The following is a 25,536-nucleotide window of genomic DNA, read 5'->3' on the forward strand; positions in this document are numbered from 1 at the left end:
GGCGCCACGTCGACGCCGGGCGTTCCTTCGGGACCGACCCCCGGGGCGGCGCCGACCCCGCAGGCTCCGGCACCTGCCCCCGCACCGGCACCGGCACCTGCCCCCGCACCGGCACCGACGCCTGCCCCGGCACCGACGCCTGCCCCGGTACCGGCGCCTGCCCCGGCCCCGGCGCCCGCGCCGAGTTTCGCGCCCCCGCCGGCTCCGGCCCCCGCGCCCCCGCCGGCTCCGGCCCCCGCGCCCGCGCCGGGCTTCGGGCCGCCGCTGACGAAGGACTTCGGGGCCCCGCAGACCCCGGGTTACGGGGCCCCGCAGGCTCCGGGTTACGGAGCCCCGCAGACCCCGAGCTACGGCGCCCCGCAGGCACCCGGTTTCGGAGCCCCGACGCCGCAGGCGCCGCCGGTGACGCAGGTGCCGCCCGTGGCGGCGCCCGCCGCCGCGGCAGGGCCGGGGTGGTGGTCGTACGGGCCGGTGTTCGAGCCGTACACGCAGATCGGCCGGGACAACGACGTGATCACGGTCGACGGGCTGCCGCCGGGGCCGGTCGTCGTCCAGCTGGACGTCGAGGGCGACGGGTACACGGGGATGTCGGTCCTCAACTGGCGCAACAAGGAGAAGGACTTCCTCGTCAACAGTACGGAGGAGGACTTCCGGGGCCGGGTGCTCGCCAAGGTCCCCAAGAACGGGACCCTGCGGCTGAAGGTGGAGGCGGAGGGGCCGTGGCGGCTGGAGGTGTCGCCGCTGGCGGCGGCCCGGCGGCTGACCGAGGAGGAGACGGACTTCCGCGGTCCCGAGGTGCTGTTGCACACGGGGGGCGTGGCCGACCTGGCCATCCACTACCGCGGTGACGAGAACCTCATCGTCAACGTCTTCGAACTCCACGGGCACGACGACCACACCGAGCTGCCCGAGGACGAGAACGTCGTCAACGAGATCGGCAAGCGCCGCGAGACCGTTCCGCTGCCCGAGGGCCCGCTCGTGGTGCAGTTCGAGATGGCGGACGGCCCGTGGCGGGCCCACCTCAAGCGGGTGCAGCCGCCGACCCGGCAGGGGCGCTTCAGGTGAGCGTCGGGTAGTCGGTGTAGCCGGTCTCGCCGCCCACGTACATCAGGTGGGCGTCGCGGATCGGGTTGAGGGGGGCGCCGGCCCGCATCCGGGCGACCAGGTCGGGATTGGCCAGGAAGGAACGGCCGAGGGAGACCAGGTCGGCGCCGGCCGCGAGGAGCCGCTCGCCGGCGCCTCGCCCGCCGTCGGCGGGCAGGGGGCCGGGCCAGGGCAGGGCCGGGTTCGCGATGAGCGTGCCCGGCCAGGCGGCGCGGAGCGTGTGGAAGAGCGGCTGGTCGGGATCGGCGAACACGACGTGCAGGTACGCGAGGCCCAGGTCGCGCAGTGCGTCCAGAAGCGCCGGGTAGACGGCGTCGACGTCGTCCTCCGACATGCCGTTGGCGGTGACGCCGGGGGCGATGCGTACCCCCACCCGCTCGGGGCCGATCGCGTCGGCGACCGCGCGGACGACCTCCACCGTGAAGCGGATGCGGTGCGCGACGGAACCGCCGTATCCGTCGGTACGCCGGTTGGTGGCGCCGGACAGGAACTGGTGCAGCAGGTAGCCGTTGGCGGAGTGCACCTCGACCCCCGCGAACCCCGCGTCCACGGCCCGGCGCGCCGCGGCGGCGAAGTCGGCCACGGTGGCCGCGATCTGAGCTTCCGTCATTTCCTGAGGCACCACTGCCTCCCGGTGTCCCGAGGGCGTGAACACCGTGTCGGGGAGCGGCACCGGCGACGGGGCCAGCGGGTGGTGCCCGCTCGTCTCGGGGTGCCCGACCCTCCCGCCGTGCTGCAACTGGAGGAACATCTGCCCGCCGGCGTCCCGCACCGCCTCGGTGACCCGTCGCCACCCGGCCACGTGCGCGTCGTCGTAGATCGCGGGGATGTTGGGGTACGTGGCCCCCACCGCGTTCGGCGTCGCCGCCTCCGCGATGATCAGTCCGGCCGAGGCGCGCTGGGCGTAGTACGTGGCCATGATCGGCTCCGGCACCCCCGTCGCGCTCGCACGGTTCCGTGTCATCGGGGCCATGACCAGCCGGTTCTTCAGGCGCAGCGCGCCGAGCCGGGCGGGCCGGAACAGCGGGGAGGCCTCGTGGCCCGAGGGGGCCGTGCCGCTCGTGGACACGGGCGCGGTCGTGGGCGTGCCGGCCGTCGTGAGCGTGGTGGCCGTGGTGAGGGTGCCGGCGTCGGCGGGCGTGATCTCGGTGGCAGTCGTAGTCGTGATCGTGGTCGTGCTCATGGTCGTGCTCCCTCGTCCTTGTTCCCGTCGGGGCCGGCGAGCCCCGCTGGACCAAAGGTCGCGCAGGCCGCTTCGGGATCGCTGACGGTTCGCTGACGGTCCGCCGAAAGCCGGATGATCATGAGTGTGTAGGGTTCCTGCCATGAGGTTCGGGGTGCTCGGTCCGGTCGCGGTGTGGGATGCCGGCGGCGACCCGGTGCGGGTGCCCGAGACCAAGGTGCGGGCCCTCCTCGCCGACCTCCTCGCGCACGAGGGCCGCCCGGTGCCGACGGACCGGCTCGTCCACGACATCTGGGGCGACGCCGTCCCGGGCAACCCCGCCAACGCGCTCCAGGCCAAGGTCTCCCAGCTGCGCAGGGCCATCGGCCGCGACCGGGTCTCCCACCAGCCGGCCGGCTACCGGCTGCGCCTCGACGACGGGACGGCCGAGGTCGACGCCGACCGCTTCCGCACGCTCGCGGCCCGGGCCCGCCTCGCCGCCGAACCACGCGCCCGGGCAGCCCTGTTCGCGGAGGCCCTCGACCTGTGGCGGGGGCCCGCGTACGCGGACTTCGCCGACGAGGAGTTCGCCCGCCCGTCGGCCCAGCGCCTGTCCGAGGAACGCCTCGCCGTCATCGAGGAACAGGCCGAGGCGCGGCTGGAGTTCGGAGACCCCTCCCTGCTCGGCGAGACGGCCGCGCTCGTCGCCGACCACCCGCTCCGCGAGCGCCTGCGGGCCGTGCGCATCCGCGCCCTGTACGGCGCCGGACGCCAGAGCGAGGCGGTCGCCGCGTACACCGAACTCCGCACCTTCCTCGCCGACGAACTCGGCCTCGACCCGAGCCCCCGACTCGCCTCCCTCTACGAAGCGATCCTGCGCCAGGACGCCGGACTCACCCCGTCCGCCGCACCCGAGCCGACGCCCGCACTCCTGCCGCCCCCCGCACTCCAGTCGGCGTCCGCACCCGCAGCCGGGTCCGCGTCCGTAGCCGCACCCGGGGCCGGGGCCGGGTCCGCATCCGTACTCGTACCCCCGCCCGCAGCCGCAGCCGCAGCCGCACCTGCACCCGCACTCGTACACGCGCCCGCGCCCGTGTCCGTGTCCGTCCCGGACTCCCACGTCTCCGACCCGATTGCCCCGGACCCGTACGAGGGCGGCTCGCGCCGTCCTCGCCTGCCTGTTCCGGCGACGGCGCTGATCGGGCGCGGGGCGGCCCTGGAGGCGGTCGGGCGGCTCGTCGGGGCCGGGCGGCTGGTCACGCTCACGGGGCCGGGCGGGGTGGGGAAGACCCGGCTCGCCCTGGAGGTCGCCGAGCGGCTCTCCCGTGATCCGGACGGCGGGACACCCGACGGCGTGTGGCTGGTCGAGTTCGCCGGGCTGCCGGCGGAGACGGCGGGGACCGCCGATCTCGTCCAGGCGGTGGCCGCTGCGCTCGGCGTCCGCGACTCCGCGTCGCCCGGGCGCGGCGCGGCCGGCCCGTCGGAGGCGCTGCTCGCCGCCCTGAGGGACCGCGAGGCCCTGCTCGTCCTCGACAACTGCGAGCACGTGATCGAACCGACCGCCGAGTTGGTCGCGTCCTTGCTGCACGGCGCGCCGGGGCTGCGCGTCCTCGCGACGAGCCGGGAGTCGCTGCGACTGCCCGGCGAGGCGGTGTACGCGGTCGACCCCCTCGACCCCGCTGCCGCCGCCCGGCTCTTCACGGAACGGGCGGTGGCGGCGGCGCCGGGCTTCACGCCCGAGGACGAAGACGAGGAGCAGGGCGAGTACGAGTACGGAGAGGCTGACGGCGGCGGGGTCGGCCACGGGGTCGGAGTCGGCCGCGGTCCCGGAAGCACCCGGGACGCCATCGCGGAGATCTGCCGCCGACTCGACGGCCTTCCCCTCGCCCTGGAGCTCGCCGCCACGCGGGTGCGAGCCGTGGGAGTACGGGAGTTGGCGGCGCGGCTCGGTGACCGGTTCCGGCTGCTCGCGTCGGGGCAGCGGGGGCTGCCGGCCCGGCAGCAGACCCTGCGGGCGGTCATCGACTGGAGCTGGGACCTGCTGGAACCGGACGAGCGGGCCGTGCTGCGCAGGCTGGCCGTCCCGGCCGGAAGCTGCGCGCTCGAGGCGGCGGAGACGGTCTGCGCGGGCGACGGCATCGCCCGGGAGGACGTCCTGGACCTGGTGGGCCGCCTGGTCGACCGGTCCCTCGTCATGACGGTCGCCACCGCCGCCGGGCCGCGCTACCGCCTGCTCGAATCGGTCGCCGTCTACGCCCGCGACCGGCTGCACGAAGCGCGGGAGTGGGAGAGCGCGTCGGCGCGTCACGTCCGGTACCACCTCGACGTCGCCGAGCGAGCCGAACCGCACCTGCGCGGCGGCGGGCAGCGGGCCTGGCTCGCCCGGCTGGACGCCGAGTCCCCCAACGCGCGCGCGGCCCTCGACCACGCCCTCCGTACCGGCGACACCGGGAGCGCCGAGCGACTGGCCACCGCCCTGTGCCCCTGGTGGCTGCTGCGAGGCCGTCTGCACGAGGCCCGTCGGACGCTCGCCGCCGTCCTGGAAGCCGTTCCCGGCGACCGGGCGGCAGAACTCCGCGTCCTGCACGGGGCGTTCGTCATGATGACCGGAGGGCGTGTGCCCGACACGGACTGCCCCGAAGCGGAGATCGCCGATCCCGTACGCCGTGGCCGCGCGCTGTGGCTGTTCGCGTACAGCCTCCACCACGCGGGTGAACCGGCGGCGGCGGGGGACGTCAACGCGCGTGCCCTCGCACGGTTCTCCGAAGCCGGCGATCCGTGGGGTGTCGCCGCCGCCCGGGCGCTGCGCGCGCACACCGCGTTCGCCGCCGGAGACCTGGCCACCGCGCGCGACGAGGGTGTCGGCGCGGCCCGGGCATTCCGTGAACTCGGCGACGGCTGGGGCGAGTTGCAGACCGTGCCCGTGCTCGCCGCACTCGCCGAGATCGAAGGCGACTACGCCTCCGCCACCGCACGGCAGACCGAAGGGCTGCGGCTCGCCGAAGGGCTCGGCCTGCCCGCCGAGGCGTCCGCACGGCTCGCCGGCCTGGGCCGCCTCGCACTCCTGGACGGCGCGTGGGAGAAGGCCCGCGTCCTCCACGAGCGCGCCCGGCGCGCGGCGGCCGACCAGGGCCACATGTTCGGCGAGGTGTTCGCCCTCATGGGACTCGCCCTCGGCTCCCGCCGGTCGGGCGACCTCGACGCCGCCGAGCACCACCTGCGGACGATGCGCGACGCGTACCCGTCGTCGACCGCCGGGAAGCACCTGATCCACGTCGAGCTCGGCTTCACCGCCGAACTCCGGGGCCAGGCCGACCGGGCCGCCGCATACCAGGCGCGCGCCCTCGCCTTCGCCCGGGAACTGGCCGACCCGCGCGCCCTCGCGCTCTCCTTCGAAGGAACCGCCGGTGCCGCCGCGATCCCCGGCGACACCTCCGACCTCACCCGGGCCGCGCTCCTCCTCGGCGCGGCGGACACCGCCCGCCGCGGCGCCGGCTCCCCGCTCCCCGACGCCGAACGGGCCGACGTGGACCGCATCGCCGCGGCCGTACGGGCGGGCCTCGGCGCCTCCTCGTACGAGGCCGCGTTCCACAAGGGCGCCACCCTGCCGCTCGCGGAAGCCGTGCGCGAGGCCGCCGGGTCCTGACCCCCGGCCGTCGTGGCGGCCACCCTCGACGACGCGCGGATGCGCTACCAGTACGTGCCCGACGCCGGGTTCGGCGGCGACGCCGAGTTCTTCGACGTCACCGGCACCCCGGCACCCCGGCGCCCCTCTCGGGCGCCGAGGCCTGGGGGCCGTACACGACGCGGGGCCCGTGCGGCGGATCCACCGTCGTACGGACCCCTGCGCGTGCGCGCCCCGTACCGGCCGCCTGGGCCCCGGCCTTTACCGCGCCGCCGAACTGCCCGCATACTGCCGCCTGATCAGCCGGGCCGCGCAGCCGTGCTGCTCGGCGTCGGGGCTGTCCGCACGATCGGCCAGGCCTTGTGAGTGGTGCGTCCGGCCCCAGAGGAAGTCAAGGACACAGTGGATCATTCCGGTTGGCGGGTCGGCGTCGCCTCGGCCCCGATACATCACGGCGAAATCCTCCAGGGCGTCTTTCCGCACCAGGGCCGGCTGACCCGGGGCCTGGTCACCCTGCCCTGCGCCGTCCACACGACGCGTGCGTCGTTCATCCCGGTGCGGGGCGGGGAACTCACCGTCTCCCCGGCCTGGAAGACCAAGGCCGGACGCGCCGCACGGCTCACCGTCGAGGCCTGCGTCCCGCCGGGCGAGGGACCCGTCGGCGGGCGACTCGAACTCACCGGCGACGTCCCGCTCCGCCGCGGCTTCGGCTCCTCCACGAGCGACGTGCTCGCCGCGGTGCGGGCCGTACTGGACGCCCTGGTCCGCCCGCTGCTCCCCGAGGAGATCGCGCGGATCGCCGTACGGGCGGAGACGGCGTCCGACTCCCTGATGTTCGACGAGAGCTCGGTGCTCTTCGCCCAGCGCGAGGGCGAGGTCATCGAGGACTTCGGCCACCGCATGCCGGCGGTGCGGGTGCTCGGCTTCGGCTCGCGGCCCGAGAACGAGGGCGGGGGCATCGACACCCTGGCCTTTCCGCCCGCCGAGTATGACACCGCGGAACTCGACCTCTTCGCCGAGCTCCAGGTGATGCTCCGCGAGGCCATCCACACCAAGGACGTCGCCCTCATCGGGGCGGTCGCCTCCGCCAGCACCGACATCAACCAGCGCCACCTGGCCATCCCCCGCCTCGACGGCCTGCGCGCCGTCGCGCGGGAGACCGGCGCCCTCGGCATCCAGACCGCGCACAGCGGCGACATCGCGGGGCTCCTGTACGACCGCGACGACCCCGACGTCGAGGCCCGCGCCGAACACGGCAAGCAGCTGCTGCACGACATCGGCATCCACGAGCAGTGGATCTTCACGACGGGTGACTGACATGACAACGGCCACACTCGCGGGCTCCGTCGAGCTGCACGCCCCGGTGGCGGACGCCCCCGAACAAGGCTGATCCGTCCCCTCGACCTGCGGCTGCTCAGGGGCTCCGACACCCGGGGCACCGGGCTCGACACGACCGTGCCGGACGCCACCGAGCGGCAGCGCGCCGCCGGCCGACCGTCCACGGAGAGCCGTTCCGACCCACTCCTGGGCGGAGGGTTACGGGGCGGGAGGGGACGTCACCAGCCGAAGCGGCGGTCCACCAGGGCGGTGAATTCCTCGAAGGTGAGGACGCGGTCGCCGTTGAGGTCCGCCTCGTCGAACAGGGCCGACGAGGCGTCGTCGTCCCCGACGCCCCATGCCGGGATCACTCCCCGCGCGGCGAGGGTGGGGCCCTTGGCACGCAGGGCGCTGATGACCTCGGCGCGTGTCAGCGTGCCGTCCTGGTCGAGGTCGAGCGCGTCGAAGAGGGTCCGGGCCTTGTCGCTCATCGTGTGTCCTGTCCGCTGTCCACTGGTCGCGTTCCCCGGGTCGTACGTGGTCCGCGGGCGTCGGATCGGCCGACGCGTGTCGTAAGGGAAGACGTGGGACCCGCCCGCGGAGTTGCCTGCGGATCCCGTCGTCCGCGGGGCGGTCCGGCGGGGCGGCCGAGGTTGTCCACAGGTCGCGGCGGACGGGCCCGGGGTGTCGGCGGGGGCGGCTAGGCTTCGGGGATGGTCCTTTCCGACGCATCCACCGAGATCTCCGACGCCGCGCGGGTCCTTCACCGTGTCTTCGGTTACAGCTCCTTCCGGGGTGAGCAGCAGGAGATCATCGAGCAGGTCGTCGGCGGCGGCGACGCGCTCGTCCTGATGCCGACCGGCGGCGGCAAGTCCCTCTGCTACCAGATCCCGGCCCTGGTCAGAGACGGCACGGGTGTGGTGATCTCGCCGCTCATCGCGCTGATGCAGGACCAGGTGGACGCGCTCAGGGCGCTCGGGGTGCGGGCCGGCTTCCTCAACTCGACGCAGGACCCGTACGAGCGGCAGGCCGTCGAGCAGGCCTTCCTCGCCGGCGAGCTCGACCTGCTCTACCTCGCCCCCGAGCGGCTGCGGACCGAGGGCACCCAGCGGCTGCTCGACCGGGGCACGGTGTCGCTCTTCGCGATCGACGAGGCGCACTGCGTCGCCCAGTGGGGCCACGACTTCCGGCCCGACTACCTCGCCCTGTCCATGCTGCACGAGCGCTGGCCGAAGGTGCCGCGGATCGCGCTGACCGCGACGGCGACGGAGGCCACCCACGCCGAGATCGCGGCGCGGCTCGGCCTGGAGGAGGCCCGGCACTTCGTCGCGGGCTTCGACCGGCCCAACATCCAGTACCGCATCGTCCCCAAGAACAACCCGCTCAAGCAGCTGCTCGAACTGATCAGGACCGAGCACGACGGGGACGCCGGGGTCGTCTACTGCCTCTCGCGCTCGTCGGTGGAGAAGACCGCGGCCGCCCTCGTGGAGCACGGCATCGACGCGGTGCCGTACCACGCGGGCATGGACGCCCGTGCGCGGGCGGCCAACCAGGCCCGCTTCCTGCGGGAGGACGGCGTCGTCGTGGTCGCGACGATCGCCTTCGGCATGGGCATCGACAAGCCGGACGTGCGGTTCGTCGCCCACCTCGACCTGCCGAAGTCCGTCGAGGGCTACTACCAGGAGACCGGCCGTGCGGGCCGTGACGGGGAACCGGCGACGGCGTGGCTGGCGTACGGCCTCCAGGACGTGGTCCAGCAGCGCAAGCTCATCGACGGCTCCGAGGGCGACGAGGCGCACCGCCGGGCGCTCGGCATGCACCTGGACGCCATGCTCGCGCTCTGCGAGACGGTCGACTGCCGCCGGGTCCGGCTCCTCGCGTACTTCGGGCAGTCCGGCGAGCCGTGCGGCAACTGCGACACCTGCCTGACGCCGGCCGAGTCCTGGGACGGGACGGTCGCGGCCCAGAAGCTGCTGTCCACGATCTGGCGGCTGGCCAAGGAGCGGCGCCAGAAGTTCGGCGCCGGCCAGATCATCGACATCCTCCAGGGCAAGAAGACCGCGAAGGTCATCCAGTTCGACCACGACGGGCTGTCGGTCTTCGGTGTCGGCTCCGACCTCGGCACCGCGGAGTGGCGCGGCGTCGTGCGCCAGCTCCTCGCGCAGGGGCTGCTCGCGGTGGAGGGCGACTACGGCACGCTCGTCCTGACCGAGCTCAGCGGCGAGGTGCTCGGCGGTCGCCGGACCGTCGCCCTGCGCAAGGAGAAGGCCGCCGCGCCGTCCCGGAAGGAGTCCGGGGCGCGCTCGGGCAAGAGCGCCCGCGTGCCCGTCGACCTGCCGGCCGCGGCCGTTCCGGTCTTCGAGGCCCTCCGCGCCTGGCGGGCCGCGACCGCGCGCGAGCAGGGCGTCCCGGCGTACGTCGTCTTCCACGACGCGACCCTCCGCGAGATCGCGACCGTCTTCCCGGGCACGGTCGAGGAGCTCGGCACCGTCGGCGGCGTGGGCGAGGCGAAGCTCGCCAAGTACGCCGACGGCGTCCTCGCCACCCTGGCGGAGTGCGAGGCCCCGGCCGCCGTTCCGGTGGCCGACGTGACGGCGCCCGCTCAGGCCGCCCCCGCCCCCACCCACGCCTCCGCCTCCGCCCACGGCGTTCCCGCTCAGGCGCCCGCCGCCGGTCCCGTCTCCGCGCCGACCGCGCCGACCCTGTCGGCCGGCTCCTCCGCGCCTTCCGGCCCGGTGGCGCGGTCGTCCGCGCCGTACGACGACGAGCCGCCGCTCTTCTCCGACGACGAGACCGAGCCGCCCTGGGACGAATGGGAGTAGTGGGCACGTGCGCCCCGGCCGGGAGCCGGCCGGGGCCGGGCGCTCAGACGGGCTGCGGGGTGAGGCGGGCGAGGCCCCTGCGGTCGTAGTAGCGGGTCATGCCGAAGCCGAAGAGCAGGGCGGCGGCCGTACCGATCGCGATCATGATCCAGCCCCGGGCCAGGCCGGCGTCGGCCTGCGCGTCGAAGTAGAGGATGGCCCGGACGCCGGCGCCGAGCTGGTGCATCGGCTCGAAGACGCCGAGGAAGCGGTAGAAGCCGGGCGTGGCCTCCAGCGGGATGGTCGCGCCGGAGGAGGGGAGGGCCAGGGCGATGAAGACGAACATCGAGACGAGCTGGCCGATGCCCCCGAAGGCGGCGTTGATGGCCTGGACGCCGAGGCCGACGGCGACCGTCGCGCAGTAGGAGAAGACCCACAGCATCGGCAGGTGCGAGGCGTCCATGCCGAGGAGCCCGATCGTCGCCAGCATGACGAGCGTCGTGGTCAGGAGCGCGATCCCGGCCGTCATCGCCATCTTCAGGACGAGGGTCTGGGTGCGGTTGACGGGCACGGTCGGCCGGCGCGTGTGCCAGGGGCCGAGCTCGCTGTCCGCGTAGCCGAGGGCGGTGTCGACGCCGGTGTTGACGAGGTTTCCCCCGATGAAGCCGCTGAGGACGAGCAGCAGGGTGTAGTAGAAGGCGGTCAGGCCCAGGCCGCTGTGATCACCGATGGGGTGCCCGGGGCGGGTGACGACGGCGACCGGGTCGGCCAGGAGCAGCCGGGTCGTGGGCACGGTGGAGGTGGCCGAGAGCTGCTTGCCGATGGTCAGGGACGCCTGGTGGGCGGCGTTCTGGTTGATCTGGGCCGTCAGGGACGACCCGAGGCTGCCGAGGCCGGGGTTGGTGAGCACGGTGAGCGTCGGCCGTACCGTCGCCCGGTTCGTGGTCAGGGCCGCGACGGTCGCGGTGAAGTCCGGGGGGACGACCAGCGCGCCGAAGACCTTCCCCGAGGCGAGCGCGTCCTGCGCTTCCTCGCGGCCGAGCAGGTGCCACTCCACGGAGTCCTTGCCCCGGGAGGTCGAGACGATCGCGTCGCTGATCTGCTGCCCCAGGTTCTCCCGCTGTCCCGGCAGCGGGCTGCCCCGGTCCTCGTCGACGAGGGCGACGGGCAGCCGGTGCAGGTTCTCGGACGGGTTGAGGATGCCACCCGTGTAGAGGAGCGACAGCAGCAGGGCGACCAGGGCGCTGAGGACCGCCGGTACGAGCCACAGCCGGGGGTTCCGGAGCAGGCGCCCCGCACGGACCTGGGGTCCCGGCGCGTCCGTGGGCTGCGAGGGGTCGGGGGTGTTCGGGGAGGTCATGGTGCCATCGTCGACCGGCGCGCCCTCGGAGCCGGGAATGCGGACGATTCGGGCGGGGCGGGTGTGTCGGGCATTCCGTTTGCGGACCGGGAGCGCCCGCGTTTCAGTGGGAGCGACCCCCACGCGTCCCAGGAGCAGACATGTCGATGGCGTTCGGTTCCCCCTTTGGCTCGTCCGATCCGTTCAGCGACATGCTGAACCGGTTCTTCGGCATGTCACCGGCGTCGTCGCCCCCGGCGGTGCAGCGCGTCCCCATCGGGAGGCTGCTGACGGAGTCGTCGCACGAACTCCTCAACACGGCCGCCCGCAAGGCGGTGAAGGACGGCACGACCGACCTCGACACGGAGCACCTGCTGTGGGCGGCCACCCAGGTCGCCCCCGCCCGCAGACTGCTGTCCCAGGTCGGCGTGGACCCCGACGCGCTCGCCTCCCAGCTCGACCAGGTGCTTCCGAGGGAGTCCGGCGAGCCGTCGGCCGAGCCCGGTCTCACCCCGGCGGCGAAGCGCACCCTCGCCGCCGCCTACGGCCGCTCGCAGGCCGCCGGGGTGTCGTACATCGGCCCCGAGCACATCCTCGGCGCCCTCCTGGAGGACGCCGACTCCGGCGCCACCCGGCTGCTCCGCGCGGACGACGTGGACGTGCAGAAGCTGCGCGGGCTCACGGACCAGCCGGGCCGCGGGGACGGCGGCGCCCCCGCCGCGGCGAGGCAGCAGCCGCCGGCGACGAGCCTCGACGAGTTCGGCAGGGACCTCACCGAGGAGGCGAAGGCGGGGAAGCTCGACCCCGTCGTCGGACGGGCCGAGGAGATCGAGCAGACCATCGAGATCCTCTCCCGCCGCTCCAAGAACAACCCGGTGCTCATCGGCGAGCCCGGCGTCGGGAAGACCGCCATCGTGGAGGGCCTCGCCCAGCGCATCGTCGCGGACGAGGTGCCCGCGACCCTCAAGGGCAAGCGGGTCGTCTCCCTGGACCTGTCCGGCATGGTGGCCGGCGCGCAGTACCGCGGACAGTTCGAGGAGCGCCTGAAGAAGGTCATCGAGGACGTCCAGAACGCGAGCGGCGAGATCATCCTCTTCATCGACGAACTGCACACCGTCGTCGGCGCGGGCGCGACGGGCGAGGGCGCCATGGACGCGGGCAACATGCTCAAGCCCGCCCTCGCGCGCGGCGAGCTCCAGCTGGTGGGGGCGACCACCATCGACGAGTACCGCAAGCACATCGAGAAGGACGCCGCCCTCGAACGCCGCTTCCAGCCCGTGCTGATCCCGGAGCCGACGGTCGAGGAGACCGTCCAGATCCTCGAAGGACTGCGGGACGCGTACGAGGCCCACCACCAGGTCCGTTTCGCCGACGGAGCCCTCGCGGCCGCCGCGGAGCTCTCCGACCGCTACATCAGCGACCGCTTCCTGCCCGACAAGGCCATCGACCTCATGGACCAGGCCGGCGCCCGCGTACGGCTCCGCAGCACCGGACGCTCCACCGAGGTGATCAGCCGGGAGGACCGCCTCGCCAAGCTGCGGCGCGAGAAGGACCAGGCCGTCGCCGGCGAGGAGTTCGAGAAGGCGTCCGACCTGAAGCGCGAGATCGCCGAGGTGGAGGGCGAGCTCGCCGGCATCGAGGAGCGCCGCGAGGGCGTCGTCTCGGTGACGGCCGCCGACATCGCCGACATCGTCTCCCGGCGCACGGGCATCCCCGTCTCCCAGCTCACCGCCAGCGAGAAGGAGAAGCTCCTCAAGCTGGAGGAGGAGATGCACGCCAGGATCGTCGGCCAGGACGAGGCGGTCACCGCGGTCTCCGAAGCCGTGCGCCGCAACCGCGCCGGCATGGGCGACCCGAACCGCCCGGTCGGCTCCTTCCTCTTCCTCGGCCCCACCGGCGTCGGCAAGACCGAACTCGCCAAGACCCTCGCCGACCTGCTGTTCGGCGACGAGGACCGCATGATCCGGTTCGACATGAGCGAGTTCCAGGAGAAGCACACCGTCGCCCGGCTCGTCGGAGCGCCGCCCGGATACGTCGGCTACGAGGAGGCCGGCCAGCTCACCGAGAAGGTCAGGCGCCAGCCGTACAGCGTGGTGCTCTTCGACGAGGTGGAGAAGGGGCACCCGGACGTCTTCAACACGCTGCTCCAGATCCTCGACGACGGGCGCCTCACCGACGGCCAGGGCCGCACGGTCGACTTCCGCCACTGCGTCGTCATCATGACGTCCAACATCGGCGCGCACCGCATCCTCGCCCACGAGGGCGACGCGGCCGAGCTCAAGGACGAACTGATGGTGGACCTGCGCGAACGCTTCCTGCCCGAGTTCCTCAACCGCATCGACGACATCATCGTCTTCCACAGCCTCACCGAGGACGACCTGTCCGAGATCGTCGACCACCTCCTGGACCGCAGCAAGCACCGCGTCCACGCCCAGGGCATGACCCTGGAGGTCACCGAGGCCGCGAAGAAGCTGCTCGTCGCCCACGGCTACCAGCCGGCGTTCGGCGCCCGCCCGCTGCGGCGCACCATCCAGACCGAGCTCGACAACCGGGTCGCCTCGCTGCTCCTCGGCGGCGAGGCCGATCCCGGTGACACCCTCGTCGCCGACGTCGTGGACGACTCGCTGCACTGCACCGTCCGCAAGCCGGAACCCGGCGCCGGGACCGCCGCGGACGACCCGTCCGCGGCGGCGGCCGACGCCTGAGCGGCCGGAACGATCCGGGCGTGCCTGCCGGTCGGTGGCGGGCCGCGGGGCGTGCCCTGTCCCCCCGGGGCGCGCTGGCGCTGCAGAGCGTCGACGGCGCCCTGTCGTTCGCCGTCCGCGCGGCCGTCGCCATGGCGGTGCCCGCCGTGCCGATGGCCCTCGCGGGCCGCGCCGACCAGGCCGTCTACGCCATGCTGGGCTCGTTCACCACCACGTTCGGCCGCAACCTGCCCTACGCGCGCCGGGCCCGTGTCCTCGCGGTCGTCGCCGTGGCCATGACGGCGTGCGTCGGCCTCGGCACCGCGCTCGCCGCGTGGGCGCACCCGAGGGACGGCGGAGCGGGCGCCGCGCTGGTGGTGGGCGCCACGGCGGTGGTGGCGGGCGCCGCCAAGTTCGCCTGCGACGCGGCGGGGCTGCGCGGCCTCGGCGCCGTCCTGCTGCTGTTCTCCTTCGCCGTGGCCGCCAACGGCGACTCCGCTCCCGCCGACGTCCTTCCGCAGACCGCCCTGGCCGCCACCGGCGCCGCCGTCGCCTGGGTCCTCGCCATGGCCGGCCGGTTCACGCATCCGGACCGGCCGCAGCGGCTCGCGGTGGCCGCCGCGCTCCGGGAGCTCGCCGACCTGTGGGAGGCGACGGGCGCGGGCGGGGGCGGCGGGCTCGTACGGCACCGGGCGACCGCCGCCGTCCTCCAGGCGTACCGGACGCTGGGCCGTCCGCCGCCGTCCGCCGCCGAGCGGGGCGACCGGGACGGCACCTGCCTCCGGCTCACGGATCTGTGCTGGTCGCTCCTCATCGGGGCGCCCGGCAGGCCCCCGGACGACCCCGCCGCCCTGGCGGGGCCGCTGCGCCGGCAGGCCCGGCTGCTGGTGAGCCGCTGGCGCCGCCTTCCGGACGTGCTGCCCGACCTGGCGGCGCTCGCCCCCGCCGGGCCGGCCCCGGGCCGCCTCCCGGTGCCGCCCGGCCCCGGCAGCCGGGAGGCCGCCGAACTGCGCGCCGCCGAACTGGTGACGGGACGGCACCACAGCCGCGCCGCGGTCCTTTTCGTGCCCGCCCTGCGGATGACCCTCGGCACCGGGCTCGCGGGCGGGACGGCCCTCCTCCTGGGGCTCGGCCACGGCTACTGGGCGGCGATCTCCGCCGCCGCGGTCCTGCACTCGATCAACGTGCGCACGGCGGCGCAGCGGGCCGTGCAGCGCACCCTGGGCACGGTCGCGGGCCTGCTGATCGCCGTCGGCGTGCTCGCCGCGCACCCGGGGCAGACGGCGCTCGTCCTGGTGATCGTGCTGCTGGAGTTCCTGCTCGAGTACGTCGTGGCCCGCAACTACGGGCTCGGCGTCGTCTTCCTCACGCCGCTCGCCCTGCTGCTCTCGGACCTCGCCGCGCCCGCCTCGGTGGGGACCCTCGTCGAGGACCGCGCCCTGGGCAGCGTCCTCGGGGTCGGCATCGCGCTGGGCTGCGCGCTCCTGGTGGTCCACGACCGCGCCGCCGTCCGGGCGGAACACGCGCTCGTCGCCTGCGCGGCGGCGTCCGACCGGGCCGAACGAGCCCTGGACGAGCGCGCGGTGGGCTCGTTCCCGGCCACGCAGGCGGACCTCGCGGCCGCCGTGGTGGAACTGCGCGAGGCCGACGACGCCGCGGCGGGCGAGCTCTGGCAGGCGGAGGTCGACCCCACCGAACTCGCCGCCGCGGAACGGCGCGCGTACCTCCTCCTGGAGCGGTTCCTCCGGTGGCGGTGAACGCCCTCCGGTCGGCGCCGCCCCGCCACCGTCAGCCGGCGGGGACGATCGTCACCTTGACGTGCTTCATGATCGGCTGGTCGCTCTGGGTGCTGTAGTCGACCAGCGCGCACAGCACGTTCATCTCCGGCATGTAGCCGGCGGCGCAGCCTCGCGGGATGTCGTACGGGATGGCGAGGTAGCCGCGCAGGGACCGCCGGCTGCCGTCCTTCGCGGTGCTCGTGATGTCGACGGGGCCGAGGTCGGCGATCCCGCGTTCCCGCATGTCGGCCCGGTTCATGAAGACCAGCGTGCGCAGGTTCCTGATGCCCCGGTAGCGGTCGTTGTCGGAGTAGATGGTGGTGTTCCACTGGTCGTGGGAGCGCATGGTGCCCAGGGCCAGGGTGCCGGGCGGGGGAACGACGTCGGGGAGCTCGGCGGCGGAGAACTCGGCGCGTCCCGAGGGCGTGAGGAAGACGAGCTCCCTGGCGGGCTGCTTGATGCGGAAGCCGAGGGGCAGCCGCACCCGGCGGTTGAAGTCCTCGAAGCCGTCGAGGGCCCTGGCCATGGTGTCGCGGATGCGGTCGTAGTCCTCGATGTACCACTCCCACGGCGTGGCGCTGTCGGGCAGCGCGGCGCGCGCCATCCCGGCGATGACGGCCGGCTCGGAGAGCAGGTGGGGCGAGGCGGGGCGCTTCATGCCGACCGACAGGTGGACCATGCTCATCGAGTCCTCGACGGAGGTGCTCTGGACTCCCTTGCGCTGGTGGTCCTTCTCCGTGCGGCCGAGGCAGGGGAGGATGAGGGCCCCGGCGCCGTGGACGATGTGGCTGCGGTTCAGCTTGGTGCTCACCTGCACGGTGAGGTCGCAGTTCCGCAGGGCCGCGTACGTGACCGGGGTGTCGGGCGCGGCGAGGGCGAAGTTGCCGCCCATGCCGACGAAGACCTTGATCTCGCCGCGGCCCATCGCCTCGATGGTGCGGACGGTGTCCAGGCCGTGCGCGCGCGGCGGATCGATCTCGCAGACCTCGGCGAGGCGGTCGAGGAAGGCGTCGCTCGGGCGGTGGTCGATGCCGCAGGTGCGGTTGCCCTGGACGTTGCTGTGGCCGCGGACGGGGGAGGGGCCCGCGCCCTCCCGGCCGAGGTTGCCGCGGAGCAGCAGCAGGTTGACGATCTCGCGGACGGTGTCGACGCCGTGCTCGTGCTGGGTGATGCCCAGGCACCAGCTGACGATGGAGCGGTCGGCCTCGCCGTACACCCGCGCGGCCTGGAGGATGTCGGCGCGGGGCAGCCCGGACTGCTTCTCCAGCTCGTCCCACGGCGTGGCCTCGCACAGGGCGCGGTACGCCTCGAACCCGGTGGTGTGGCGTTCGATGAACTCCCGGTCGAGGGCCTTGGGGTCGGTCGCGGACTGCTCCAGGATCGCCTTGGCCATGCCGCGCACCAGCGCCATGTCGCCGCCGATGCGGGGCTGGAGGTTCAGGGTGCTGGTCCTGGTCGACTTGAACAGGGCCATGTCCGTGAAGTCGTGCGGGACGATGGTGCGGGTCGCCGCCGCCTCCACCAGCGGGTTGACGTGCACGACGGCGGCGCCGCGGTGGTACGCCTCGGCGAGTGCGGTGAGCATGCGGGGCGCGTTGGAGGCGGCGTTGACCCCGAAGACGAACAGCGCGTCGGCCGTCTGCCAGTCCGCGAGGTCGACGGTGCCCTTTCCGGTGCCCAGGGACGCCTGGAGGGCGCGGCCGCTGGCCTCGTGGCACATGTTGGAGCAGTCGGGCAGGTTGTTCGTGCCCAGTTCGCGGGCCATCAGCTGGTAGAGGAACGTGGCCTCGTTGCCCAGCCGGCCGGAGGTGTAGAACGACGCCTGGTTCGGGTCGTCGAGGTCGCGCAGCGCACGGCCGACGACCTCGAAGGCGTCCTTCCAGCTGATCGGCACGTAGTGGTCGGACGCGGGGTCGTAGACCATCGGTTCGGTCAGCCGGCCCTGGTCCTCCAGGTCGTAGTCGCTCCACCCGGCCAGTTCGGTCACCGAGTGGGCGGCGAAGAAGTCGCGCCCGACCCGCTTGCCGGTCATCTCCCAGGTGACGTGCTTGATGCCGTTCTCGCAGATGTCCAGGTGCAGGCCCTTGGTGTCGTCGGGCCACGCGCAGCCGGGGCAGTCGAAACCGGTGTTCTCGTGGTTCATCCGCATGATCGCCCGCGGGCCGTCCACCAGCGCCTTCTCGCGCAGGAGGAAGTTCGTCACGCTCTTGGCGGCGCCCCAGCCGGCGGCGGGGTGGTGGTACGGCTCGAACCGCGGCTCGCCGTCGGGTGCGGGTCCCACCCGGTGTTCCAGGGGCTCCTGCCCGTCCTGGGCGGTGTTCTTGTCCTGGTCGGTACTCACGGGCTTCACCCTCTCGCCCAGCGGAAGCGTGGGCACGGTGGGACACGGGGACCCCTCTGGGCAGGCTATGCCGGGTGTTTCCCGCCTGCCACTCGGTGCCGGACCGTTCCGCCGGGCTGCGTACCGGATCATGCCCCCCTACGCTGACGCTGTCCCTTTCCTCCGTTTTCCGGTCCTTTTTCGGAGGAGCCGGTCCTCTCCGCGGGAGCGCCATGGTCGTACCCCAGCCCGTCGTGGCGTCGCCGCCGCGCGCGGCCGTGTTCCTGGTGGTCACCGTCAACCCCGGCGGCGAGCCCGCCGTGCGGGAGGTGCTCCGGGACCTGACGGGCCTGACGCGTTCCGTGGCGTTCCGCGCCCCCGACGACCGCCTCACCTGCATCACCGGCATCGGCTCGGGCTGCTGGGACCGGCTCGTCGGCGGGCCGCGCCCCCGCGAGCTGCACCCCTTCGTGCCCCTGCGCGGGCCCCGCCACCTGGCCCCCGCCACCCCCGGCGACCTCCTCTTCCACCTGCGCGCCCGCCGCATGGACCTCTGCTTCGAGCTGGCCCGGCTGATCGTGGACGGGCTCGGCGCCGCGGTGACCGTCGTCGACGAGGTGCACGGCTTCACCTACTTCGACCAGCGCGACCTGCTGGGATTCGTCGACGGCAGCGAGAACCCGACGGGCGCCACCGCCCTCGACGCGGTCCACATCGGCGACGAGGACCCGGACTTCCGGGGCGGCAGTTACGTCATCGTGCAGAAGTACGTGCACGACATGGCCGCGTGGGACGCGCTCACCGACGAGGAGCAGGGGAACGTCGTCGGACGGGGCAAGGCGTCCAACGTCGAACTCCCCGACGAGGTGAAGCCCGCGAACTCGCACGTCGCCCTCAACACGATCGTCGACGAGGACGGCGTCCAGCAGCAGATCCTCCGCGACAACATGCCGTTCGGACAGGTCGGCGCCGGCGAGTTCGGCACCTACTTCATCGGGTACGCGCGGACGCCCGCCGTCACCGAACGCATGCTGCGCAACATGTTCCTGGGCGATCCCCCGGGCAACACGGACCGCATCCTCGACTTCTCCCGCGCCGTGACCGGCGGCCTCTTCTTCGTACCGAGCGCCGACCTCCTCGACGACCTTCCCGCCGCGCCGCCGGCCGCCGCCGCCGTCCCCGGGGACTCCCTGGGCATCGGCGGTCTGAAAGGAGCCTGAGCCCATGACGACCCCCGACGTCACGAACAACCTGCACCGCGAACTCGCCCCGATCACCCCCGCCGCCTGGGCCGAGATCGAGGAGGAGGCCCGCCGCACCTTCCGGCGCCACGTCGCCGGCCGCCGCGTCGTCGACGTCCCCGACGCGGCGGGACCCCGGCTCGCCGCCGTCGGCACCGGGCACCTCACCGCGATGGAACCGCCCGCCCCGGGCGTCACCGCACGGCTGCGCGAGGCGAAGCCGCTCGTCGAGCTCAGGGTGCCGTTCACCGTCGACCGGGCCGCCGTGGACGACGTCGAGCGCGGCTCCAAGGACTCCGACTGGCAACCCGTCAAGGACGCGGCCAGGACCATGGCCTTCGTCGAGGACCGGGCCATCTTCGACGGGTACGGGGCCGCCGGCGTCGACGGACTGCGCGCCCGGAGCTCCAACCCGGTGGTCAGGCTGCCCCAGGAGCCGAGCGACTACCCGGACGCGGTCAGCCGGGCCCTGACCTCGCTGCGCCTCGCGGGCGTCGACGGACCGTACGCGCTGCTCCTCGGCGCCGACCAGTACCGGGCGGTCAGCGAGACCTCCGACCACGGCTACCCGATCGCGGCGCACCTCGGCCGGATGCTGGACGGCTCCCCGATCTGGGCGCCCGCCCTCAGCGGCGGCTTCGTGCTGTCGACCCGCGGCGGCGACTTCGAGCTCCTCCTCGGCCAGGACGTGGCGATCGGCTACTCGGGGCACGACGAGAACAGCGTCCACCTGTACTTCCACGAGACGCTGACCTTCCTGACGTACACGGACGAGGCCGTGGTCGTCCTGGAGGCCTGAGCGGTGAACCGCCTCCTCGCCGGCGCGGTGTCCCGGCTCGCCGGATCGGCGCTCGTCGGGGCCGCGGCCGGCGCGGTCGTCGCCTGGCCGACCCGCGCCCCGCTCGGCGTGCTCGCCGGCATCGCGGTGGCGGAGACCGTCTTCGTCGTCACGGGCTGGCTCGTCCTGTGGCCCATGGACGCCACCACCACCCACCGCAACGTCCGGCGGGAGGAGTTCCGGCCCGTCGTCGAGGAGCTCGCCGTCGTCGGGGCCGCGGTCTGCGGCCTCGTCGGCATCGTCGTGATGCTGGTCGTCGGCCGGTCGGCACTGAGCCACGCGGCGGCGGCCACCGCCCTCTGCGGGGTCTTCATGGCCTGGGCGGCGCTCCACCTGACGTACGCCACCCGGTACGCGTACCTCTACTACGCGCTGAAACCCGGCGGCGGGATCGACTTCAACTCCCCGGTCCCGCCGCGGTACAGCGACTTCCTCTACTTCAGCTACAACCTCGGCATGACGTACCAGGTCTCCGACACGAACGTGTCCAGCACCGGGATCCGCGCGGTCGCCCTGCGGCACTGCCTGCTGTCGTACGTCTTCGGCGCGAGCATCCTGGCCACCACGATCAACCTGGTGACCAACGTCGTCACGGGTTGACCCGGCCGCTCCGGCGGCCTGCGGTCAGCGCCGCCACCACGGTTCGCGCACGTAGCGGCTCTCGTCGCTCGTGCAGTCCAGACCGTTGGAGATCTCCTCGGCGTCCAGGTTCCAGCCCACCACGCCGTCACCCTCGCGGCCCAGCTCGATCAGGCGGTCGCTCGTGGTCTCGCCGCCTCCGGTGACCCGGCAGGTGACGACGGTCGTCCAGGACTGCCCGTTCAGGGCCGAGGCGAGGGCGAGCAGGGGCAGCGCGACCACGACCAGGCAGCCCGCGGCCCACTGCTCGACGGAGGCCGCCCGGCGCAGCCACTTCGGCGGCCGGTAGTCGTCGCTCCCGTCCCTGCTGTCCGTCCCGTCCCTCCCGTCCTTGCCGTCGCCGCCCGGGCGCCGGTGCGCGTCCCCGTGCCCGCGGTGCGGTCGGCGCCGTCCGGTGCGGTACTCCACGACCACGCCCTTGCGCAGCGCGTACGCCGCGAGACCGGTGGCCAGCCCCCACCAGGGCCCGAAGAAGCAGGCGTCGACGACCCCCACCGCGACCGGGTTGACGACGGTGAGGGCCGCCCGCCGGGCCGCCCCGGCGAGACCGCCGCCCGGCGGGATCGCGCCGCGCGCGGCGAACAGCGCGAACACCACCCGGGAGGCGACGACGCCGAGGACGGAGCCGAGGAGCGGATCGGTGATGACCATGCCGAGCACGACGTCGGGCCAGTTGCCCGGTTCCATGCCGACGAGGACGTCGCCGACCGCGTCGCCGCCGCCGACCGTGTACGTCACCTTGGTGATCGGCAGGGCGAGCGCCAGGGCCATCAGGACGGTGTGCCCGGGACCGCCCTTGCGGTCGACCTCCTTGGCCTGGTTCCCGGCCTCGCTGTCGGTGGCGGTGTCCGGCACTGCGGTCAGCCGAGCGAGAGCACGACCGCCGTGGTCCGCCCCGCGGGCGTCGCGTAGGTCACGGTGTCGCCGGTGCGGTGGCCGACGAGCGCGCGGCCGAGCGGGCTGTCCGCCGTCACGAGGGCCGGGTCGTCGGCGTCGGCGAGCTCGCCGATGTGGAAGGCGCTCTCGGTGCCGTCCGAGAAGCGCACCGTCACGGAACTGCCGACGCCGATGGCGTCGGTGGGGGGAGTCCCGGCCGCGGCCCCTTCCGCGAGCCGCCCGTCGATCTCGGCGATCCGGGCGTCGAGCCGGTCGAGTTCGTCCGCCCGCTGCAACTCGTCGGCCTGGTCCGCCCGGTCGCCCACCTCGTCGTCGGGGCCGCCGAGGGTGGCGGCCACGCTCGCGCGCTCGGTGCGCAGATCGGCGAGCTCCCGCCGGAGCGCCTCACGAGCCGCGGCGCTGAGGGGTTCGGGTCCACCGGTCATTGCTGCTCCCGTTCTGCTGCGGCACGAAGAAGTGCCGGTGAGGGTGTCGAAAGAGGGCATTGCGAGACATTTCGAGACTAACAGCGGATCGCCCCACCGGGGCGGGGACGCGGGCAGGGCGATCCCCCGGCGCCCGCGGGCCGTCACCTGCGCGCCGGTTCGCGTGCCGGTACTCGCGTGCCGCCTTCCCCGACGGTCGGTCACCCCTTCGGGCTCGGCGGCGGAGCCGTCACCGGGATGTCGAACACGTGGTCGGGGGTCACGATGCGGGTGATCGCCTGCCCGAAGAGGGTGCTGGGCTCGGTGTTGTCGTGGAGGACGTCCGTGTTGAGGAGGACGACCAGGGTGGCCTGCGGCTCCGGCAGGTAGAGGGTGAGCGACTCGTAGCCGGGCAGGGAGCCGTTGTGGCCGATCCAGCCCTGGATGTCGAAGATGCCGAGACCGTAGCCCGCGCCGGGGATGCCCGACGGATAGGTCTTGAGGCGCTCGGCCTGGGTCTTCGGCGTCAGCAGCGTCCCGGTGGCGACCGTCCTGGCCCAGGACCGCATGTCCTGGAGGTCGGAGATCATCGCGCCCGCCGCCCAGCCCCAGGACGGGTTCCAGTCGGTGGAGTCCTCCAGCTTCCCCGAGGCGGTCTGCACCGTGTAGCCGTGGGCGTGCGGACTCGGGAAGGCGGCGTCCGTCGGGAAGACCGTGTGCCGCAGCCCCGCCGGCTCGATGACGTTCTTCTGGACGAACTCGTGCAGCGGCATGCCGCCGGCCTTCTCCACGACGAGCCCGAGCAGGATCAGGTTCGTGTTGCAGTAGTCGAACTCGGCGCCGGGCTGGAACGAGACCGGGTGCTTGAAGGAGTAGGCGAGCAACTCCTGCGGGGTGAAAGGCCGGTAGGGGTCCGAGGTCAGCGCCTTGTAGAAGTCCTCGTCCGCCGAGTAGTTGAAGAGGCCGCTGCGCATCGACGCGAGGTTGCGCAGGGTGATCCGGTCGCCGTTCGGCACGCCGTCCACGTACTTCGAGATCGGGTCGTCGAGGGCCGCCTTGCCCCGGTCGACCAGTTCGAGCAACGCCGTCACCGTGAACGTCTTCGTCTCGCTCCCGATCCGCATGTACAGGCCGGGGTTCATCGCCTGCCCGGTCGCCTTGTCGGCGACACCGAACGAGCGGATGTACGTGCCCTTCCCGGGCGCGGAGAGGGCGACCGAGACCCCCGGCACGCCGGTCTCCTTCATCACGTCCCGGACGGCCCGGTCCAGCCGCGCGGCCACGGCAGGCGTCAGCTCCGGGAAGTCGGACTCGGCCGCCGGGACGGCGCCGGCCACGACGGGTGCGGGAACCGGGGGTTCGGCGGCGAAGGCGGTGCCGGCACCGACCGGCGCGGCGAAGACCCCCAGGGCCGCGAGCGCCGCGTAGACGCGGCGGCTCCGTGGTGTGCGCGAGTACCTCACGGCGGGCCTCCTGCCGGCCGGGGACAACACTCCACCTTCAGGCTAGGTCGGCCGGGACGGCCGCGCGCGCCGACCCGGGAGCGCGTCTGTTAGGTTGCGCCTGCCCGGCCTCAGGGCCGGCATGCGCTCCCGGTCGAGAGGAAGAAGCACACGATGGCCGTCATCCACCACACGACGATGCAGCCCACCAAGCTGGAACTGCTGACCGAGTGGCTGCCCACCCGCGCCTGGTACACCGCGACCGACGGCGGGCCGCGGCCGGCGAAGGCCGGCGGCTTCCGGCTCGACGACCCGGCGGGCGAGGTCGGCATCGAGTTCATGGCGGTGACCGACGGGACCGAGGACGGCGCCGTCGTCCACCTCGTCCCCATGACCTACCGCGGAGCCCCGCTCGAAGGCGCCGAGCACGCCCTCATCGGCACCTCCGAACACGGCGTCCTCGGCACCCGCTGGATCTACGACGGCACCCACGACCCCGTCCTCGTCGCCCAGTTGTACGCCCTCCTCGCCGGACGCGCCGAGGCCCAGCACCAGTCCGTGGACGACACCCCCGACCCCACCGTCGCCGCCACCCTCGCCGCTTCCGCCGCCTCCGCCGATGCCGCCGACGCCGCCGAACTGGTCCGGGCCACCGACGGCCCCGACCACACCGACATCGTCGTACGAACCCCCGGCACGCCCGCCGGCACCGGACTGACCCTCCGCGTACGGCGCGTGCTGCGCCCCGGCCCCGACACCACCCCCGCCGCCGGCCGGGTCACCGCCGAATGGCGACTCCCGGACGGAACCACCGCCCGCGGTTCCTACACCGACGTCCTCTCCGTCGAAGGGGCCGCCGGCTAGACCCAGTTGACCTCCGCCGCGGTGAGCAGCGGGTCGTCCACCAGCTCCCACAGCGGGACGGCGAGGTTGCCCGTGCGGTACCGGCCGCCGAAGTGGAGGCCGAGGACGCGGTGGTCGGAGAGGTCGAAGACCGGGGAGCCGCTGTTGCCGCCGAGGGTGGAGCAGTCGTGCTTCATCACCAGGCCGCCCGGCGTGCACTCGGTCGCGACCCCGGGCTGGAGCCGCTTGACGTTGTAGACGTCCATGAAGATCCGGCGCATCGACTCGGGCTCGTTGCGCCGGCCGTCCCAGGCGGGGTACCCCACCACGTACACCGGACGCCCCGGCACGCTCGCCGGGGCGTCCGCCGCCACCGCGAGCGGCGTCGGCAGGGCGCCGTCCGCCGACGGCTCGACCCGCAGCAGGGCCATGTCGACGTCGGGATGGACGCCGAGCACCTCCACGATCTCGTACGGGGTCGAGGCCGCGTGCGGCTCGCCCTCGACGGGCAGCTCCTCCGCCGGGTCGACCCGCGCCGACATGCCGTACTCGAACGACCAGCGGCCGCGGTCCTCCTCGAACCGGCTGAACTCCACCGCCACATGACGGTTCGTCATCACCGTGCGCGGGCCGACGAGGAACGCCGTGCCGATCCAGTCGAGCCGGGGGTGCCCGCTCACCTCGACCCGGCCGACCCGCAGCAGCGACTCGCGGATCGCCGGCCGGTGCCCGTCGAGCACCGACCACTCGTCCCGCTGCGGGGCGAAGTCCTGCCGCTGCACCAGGATCGCGGGACGGCCCTCCAGGAGGACGATCGCTTCCACACCGAACGACTCGTCCGGATCCAGCTCGTCCTCGCGGTGCGCGGCCAGCTTCTCCAGCCCGCTGACCCCCGCCTCCAGGACGCGGGCCCGCTCCTCACGGGCGAAGCGGGAGATCTCCGCCGCCGGCGCCACGTCGGCGGGGAGTTCCTGCGCGGACTCGGCGATCTCCGCCTCCAGATCCGCGCGCACGCGCGCCGCGACTTCCTGCAGATCGCCGAAGATCTGCTCGGTGGCCGTCGCGACCGGTGACACGTTCCGCGGTCCGTTCGGCATGCTCC

At 73.7% G+C, this 25,536-nt stretch carries 18 protein-coding genes; 10 read left to right on the forward strand and 8 right to left on the reverse strand.

What is annotated here, in order from left to right; all coding sequences use genetic code 11:
- Window positions 1-402: 402 nt before the first annotated feature.
- On the forward strand, window positions 403-1,065 hold the full coding sequence (locus ACFCY7_RS15295; protein WP_376484962.1) for a hypothetical protein: 663 nt from the start codon (window positions 403-405) through the stop codon (window positions 1,063-1,065).
- Here ACFCY7_RS15295 and ACFCY7_RS15300 read toward each other — a convergent pair.
- The gene (locus tag ACFCY7_RS15300) at window positions 1,058-2,287 is read right to left on the reverse strand and encodes an alkene reductase (protein WP_376484964.1); all 1,230 of its coding nucleotides are present in this window, start codon (window positions 2,285-2,287) and stop codon (window positions 1,058-1,060) included. The two genes, ACFCY7_RS15295 and ACFCY7_RS15300, sit on opposite strands and share 8 nt — an antisense overlap.
- A gap of 142 nt (window positions 2,288-2,429) precedes the next feature.
- On the opposite strand from ACFCY7_RS15300, the gene ACFCY7_RS15305 reads away from it, so the two are divergent.
- On the forward strand, window positions 2,430-5,912 hold the full coding sequence (locus tag ACFCY7_RS15305; protein WP_376484967.1) for a BTAD domain-containing putative transcriptional regulator: 3,483 nt from the start codon (window positions 2,430-2,432) through the stop codon (window positions 5,910-5,912).
- A 381-nt stretch (window positions 5,913-6,293) separates the two neighbouring features.
- Entirely contained in the window at window positions 6,294-7,208 is a 915-nt protein-coding gene (locus ACFCY7_RS15310) for a kinase (RefSeq protein WP_376484970.1), read from the forward strand.
- 239 nt (window positions 7,209-7,447) lie between these two features.
- Here the strand turns inward: ACFCY7_RS15310 and ACFCY7_RS15315 are convergent, their stop codons facing one another.
- A complete protein-coding gene (locus tag ACFCY7_RS15315) occupies window positions 7,448-7,699 on the reverse strand; it encodes an EF-hand domain-containing protein (protein WP_376484973.1) in 252 nt (83 codons plus the stop codon).
- A gap of 222 nt (window positions 7,700-7,921) precedes the next feature.
- Between ACFCY7_RS15315 and recQ the strand changes: the two genes are divergently transcribed.
- Window positions 7,922-10,030 (forward strand): DNA helicase RecQ, encoded by a 2,109-nt coding sequence (recQ, locus tag ACFCY7_RS15320; RefSeq protein ID WP_376484976.1) that lies wholly within the window; start codon window positions 7,922-7,924, stop codon window positions 10,028-10,030.
- 43 nt (window positions 10,031-10,073) lie between these two features.
- Here the strand turns inward: recQ and ACFCY7_RS15325 are convergent, their stop codons facing one another.
- Complete coding sequence (locus ACFCY7_RS15325) at window positions 10,074-11,369, reverse strand: YhgE/Pip domain-containing protein (protein WP_376484979.1); 1,296 nt, start codon at window positions 11,367-11,369, stop codon at window positions 10,074-10,076.
- Window positions 11,370-11,509: 140 nt separating this feature from the next.
- Here ACFCY7_RS15325 and ACFCY7_RS15330 point away from each other — a divergent pair, with 140 nt between their 5' ends.
- Window positions 11,510-14,053, forward strand: coding sequence for an ATP-dependent Clp protease ATP-binding subunit (locus tag ACFCY7_RS15330; RefSeq protein WP_376484981.1), 2,544 nt, complete (start codon window positions 11,510-11,512; stop codon window positions 14,051-14,053).
- 131 nt (window positions 14,054-14,184) lie between these two features.
- Window positions 14,185-15,789 carry an FUSC family protein gene (locus tag ACFCY7_RS15335; protein ID WP_376485047.1) on the forward strand — a complete coding sequence of 535 codons (1,605 nt, stop codon included), beginning with the start codon at window positions 14,185-14,187 and terminating at the stop codon, window positions 15,787-15,789.
- A gap of 31 nt (window positions 15,790-15,820) precedes the next feature.
- Here the strand turns inward: ACFCY7_RS15335 and ACFCY7_RS15340 are convergent, their stop codons facing one another.
- A complete protein-coding gene (locus tag ACFCY7_RS15340) occupies window positions 15,821-18,151 on the reverse strand; it encodes an FdhF/YdeP family oxidoreductase (protein WP_376484983.1) in 2,331 nt (776 codons plus the stop codon).
- A 212-nt stretch (window positions 18,152-18,363) separates the two neighbouring features.
- Between ACFCY7_RS15340 and ACFCY7_RS15345 the strand changes: the two genes are divergently transcribed.
- From ACFCY7_RS15345 to ACFCY7_RS15355, 3 genes are read left to right on the forward strand one after another with little or no spacing between them, the layout of a single operon-like run.
- Window positions 18,364-19,350 carry a Dyp-type peroxidase gene (locus ACFCY7_RS15345; RefSeq protein ID WP_376484985.1) on the forward strand — a complete coding sequence of 329 codons (987 nt, stop codon included), beginning with the start codon at window positions 18,364-18,366 and terminating at the stop codon, window positions 19,348-19,350.
- A 4-nt stretch (window positions 19,351-19,354) separates the two neighbouring features.
- A complete protein-coding gene (locus tag ACFCY7_RS15350) occupies window positions 19,355-20,170 on the forward strand; it encodes a family 1 encapsulin nanocompartment shell protein (RefSeq protein WP_376484988.1) in 816 nt (271 codons plus the stop codon).
- A 3-nt stretch (window positions 20,171-20,173) separates the two neighbouring features.
- The gene (locus ACFCY7_RS15355; protein ID WP_376484990.1) at window positions 20,174-20,809 is read left to right on the forward strand and encodes a DUF1345 domain-containing protein; all 636 of its coding nucleotides are present in this window, start codon (window positions 20,174-20,176) and stop codon (window positions 20,807-20,809) included.
- 24 nt (window positions 20,810-20,833) lie between these two features.
- Here the strand turns inward: ACFCY7_RS15355 and ACFCY7_RS15360 are convergent, their stop codons facing one another.
- From ACFCY7_RS15360 to ACFCY7_RS15370, 3 genes are all read right to left on the reverse strand, one after another.
- Entirely contained in the window at window positions 20,834-21,703 is an 870-nt protein-coding gene (locus ACFCY7_RS15360) for a hypothetical protein (protein WP_376484991.1), read from the reverse strand.
- Between the two features lie 5 nt (window positions 21,704-21,708).
- A complete protein-coding gene (locus ACFCY7_RS15365; RefSeq protein ID WP_376484993.1) occupies window positions 21,709-22,170 on the reverse strand; it encodes a GreA/GreB family elongation factor in 462 nt (153 codons plus the stop codon).
- Between the two features lie 200 nt (window positions 22,171-22,370).
- Window positions 22,371-23,612: a serine hydrolase domain-containing protein gene (locus tag ACFCY7_RS15370; protein WP_376484996.1), complete on the reverse strand. Its 1,242-nt coding sequence runs from the start codon at window positions 23,610-23,612 to the stop codon at window positions 22,371-22,373.
- A 153-nt stretch (window positions 23,613-23,765) separates the two neighbouring features.
- Between ACFCY7_RS15370 and ACFCY7_RS15375 the strand changes: the two genes are divergently transcribed.
- Window positions 23,766-24,455, forward strand: coding sequence for a 1,4-alpha-glucan branching protein (locus tag ACFCY7_RS15375; protein ID WP_376484998.1), 690 nt, complete (start codon window positions 23,766-23,768; stop codon window positions 24,453-24,455).
- Here ACFCY7_RS15375 and ACFCY7_RS15380 read toward each other — a convergent pair.
- Window positions 24,452-25,531: a trypsin-like serine peptidase gene (locus tag ACFCY7_RS15380; protein WP_376485000.1), complete on the reverse strand. Its 1,080-nt coding sequence runs from the start codon at window positions 25,529-25,531 to the stop codon at window positions 24,452-24,454. The two genes, ACFCY7_RS15375 and ACFCY7_RS15380, sit on opposite strands and share 4 nt — an antisense overlap.
- Window positions 25,532-25,536: the final 5 nt, after the last annotated feature.

The organism is Streptomyces sp. NPDC056361, from assembly GCF_042262805.1.
Taxonomy (GTDB): Bacteria; Actinomycetota; Actinomycetes; order Streptomycetales; family Streptomycetaceae; genus Streptomyces.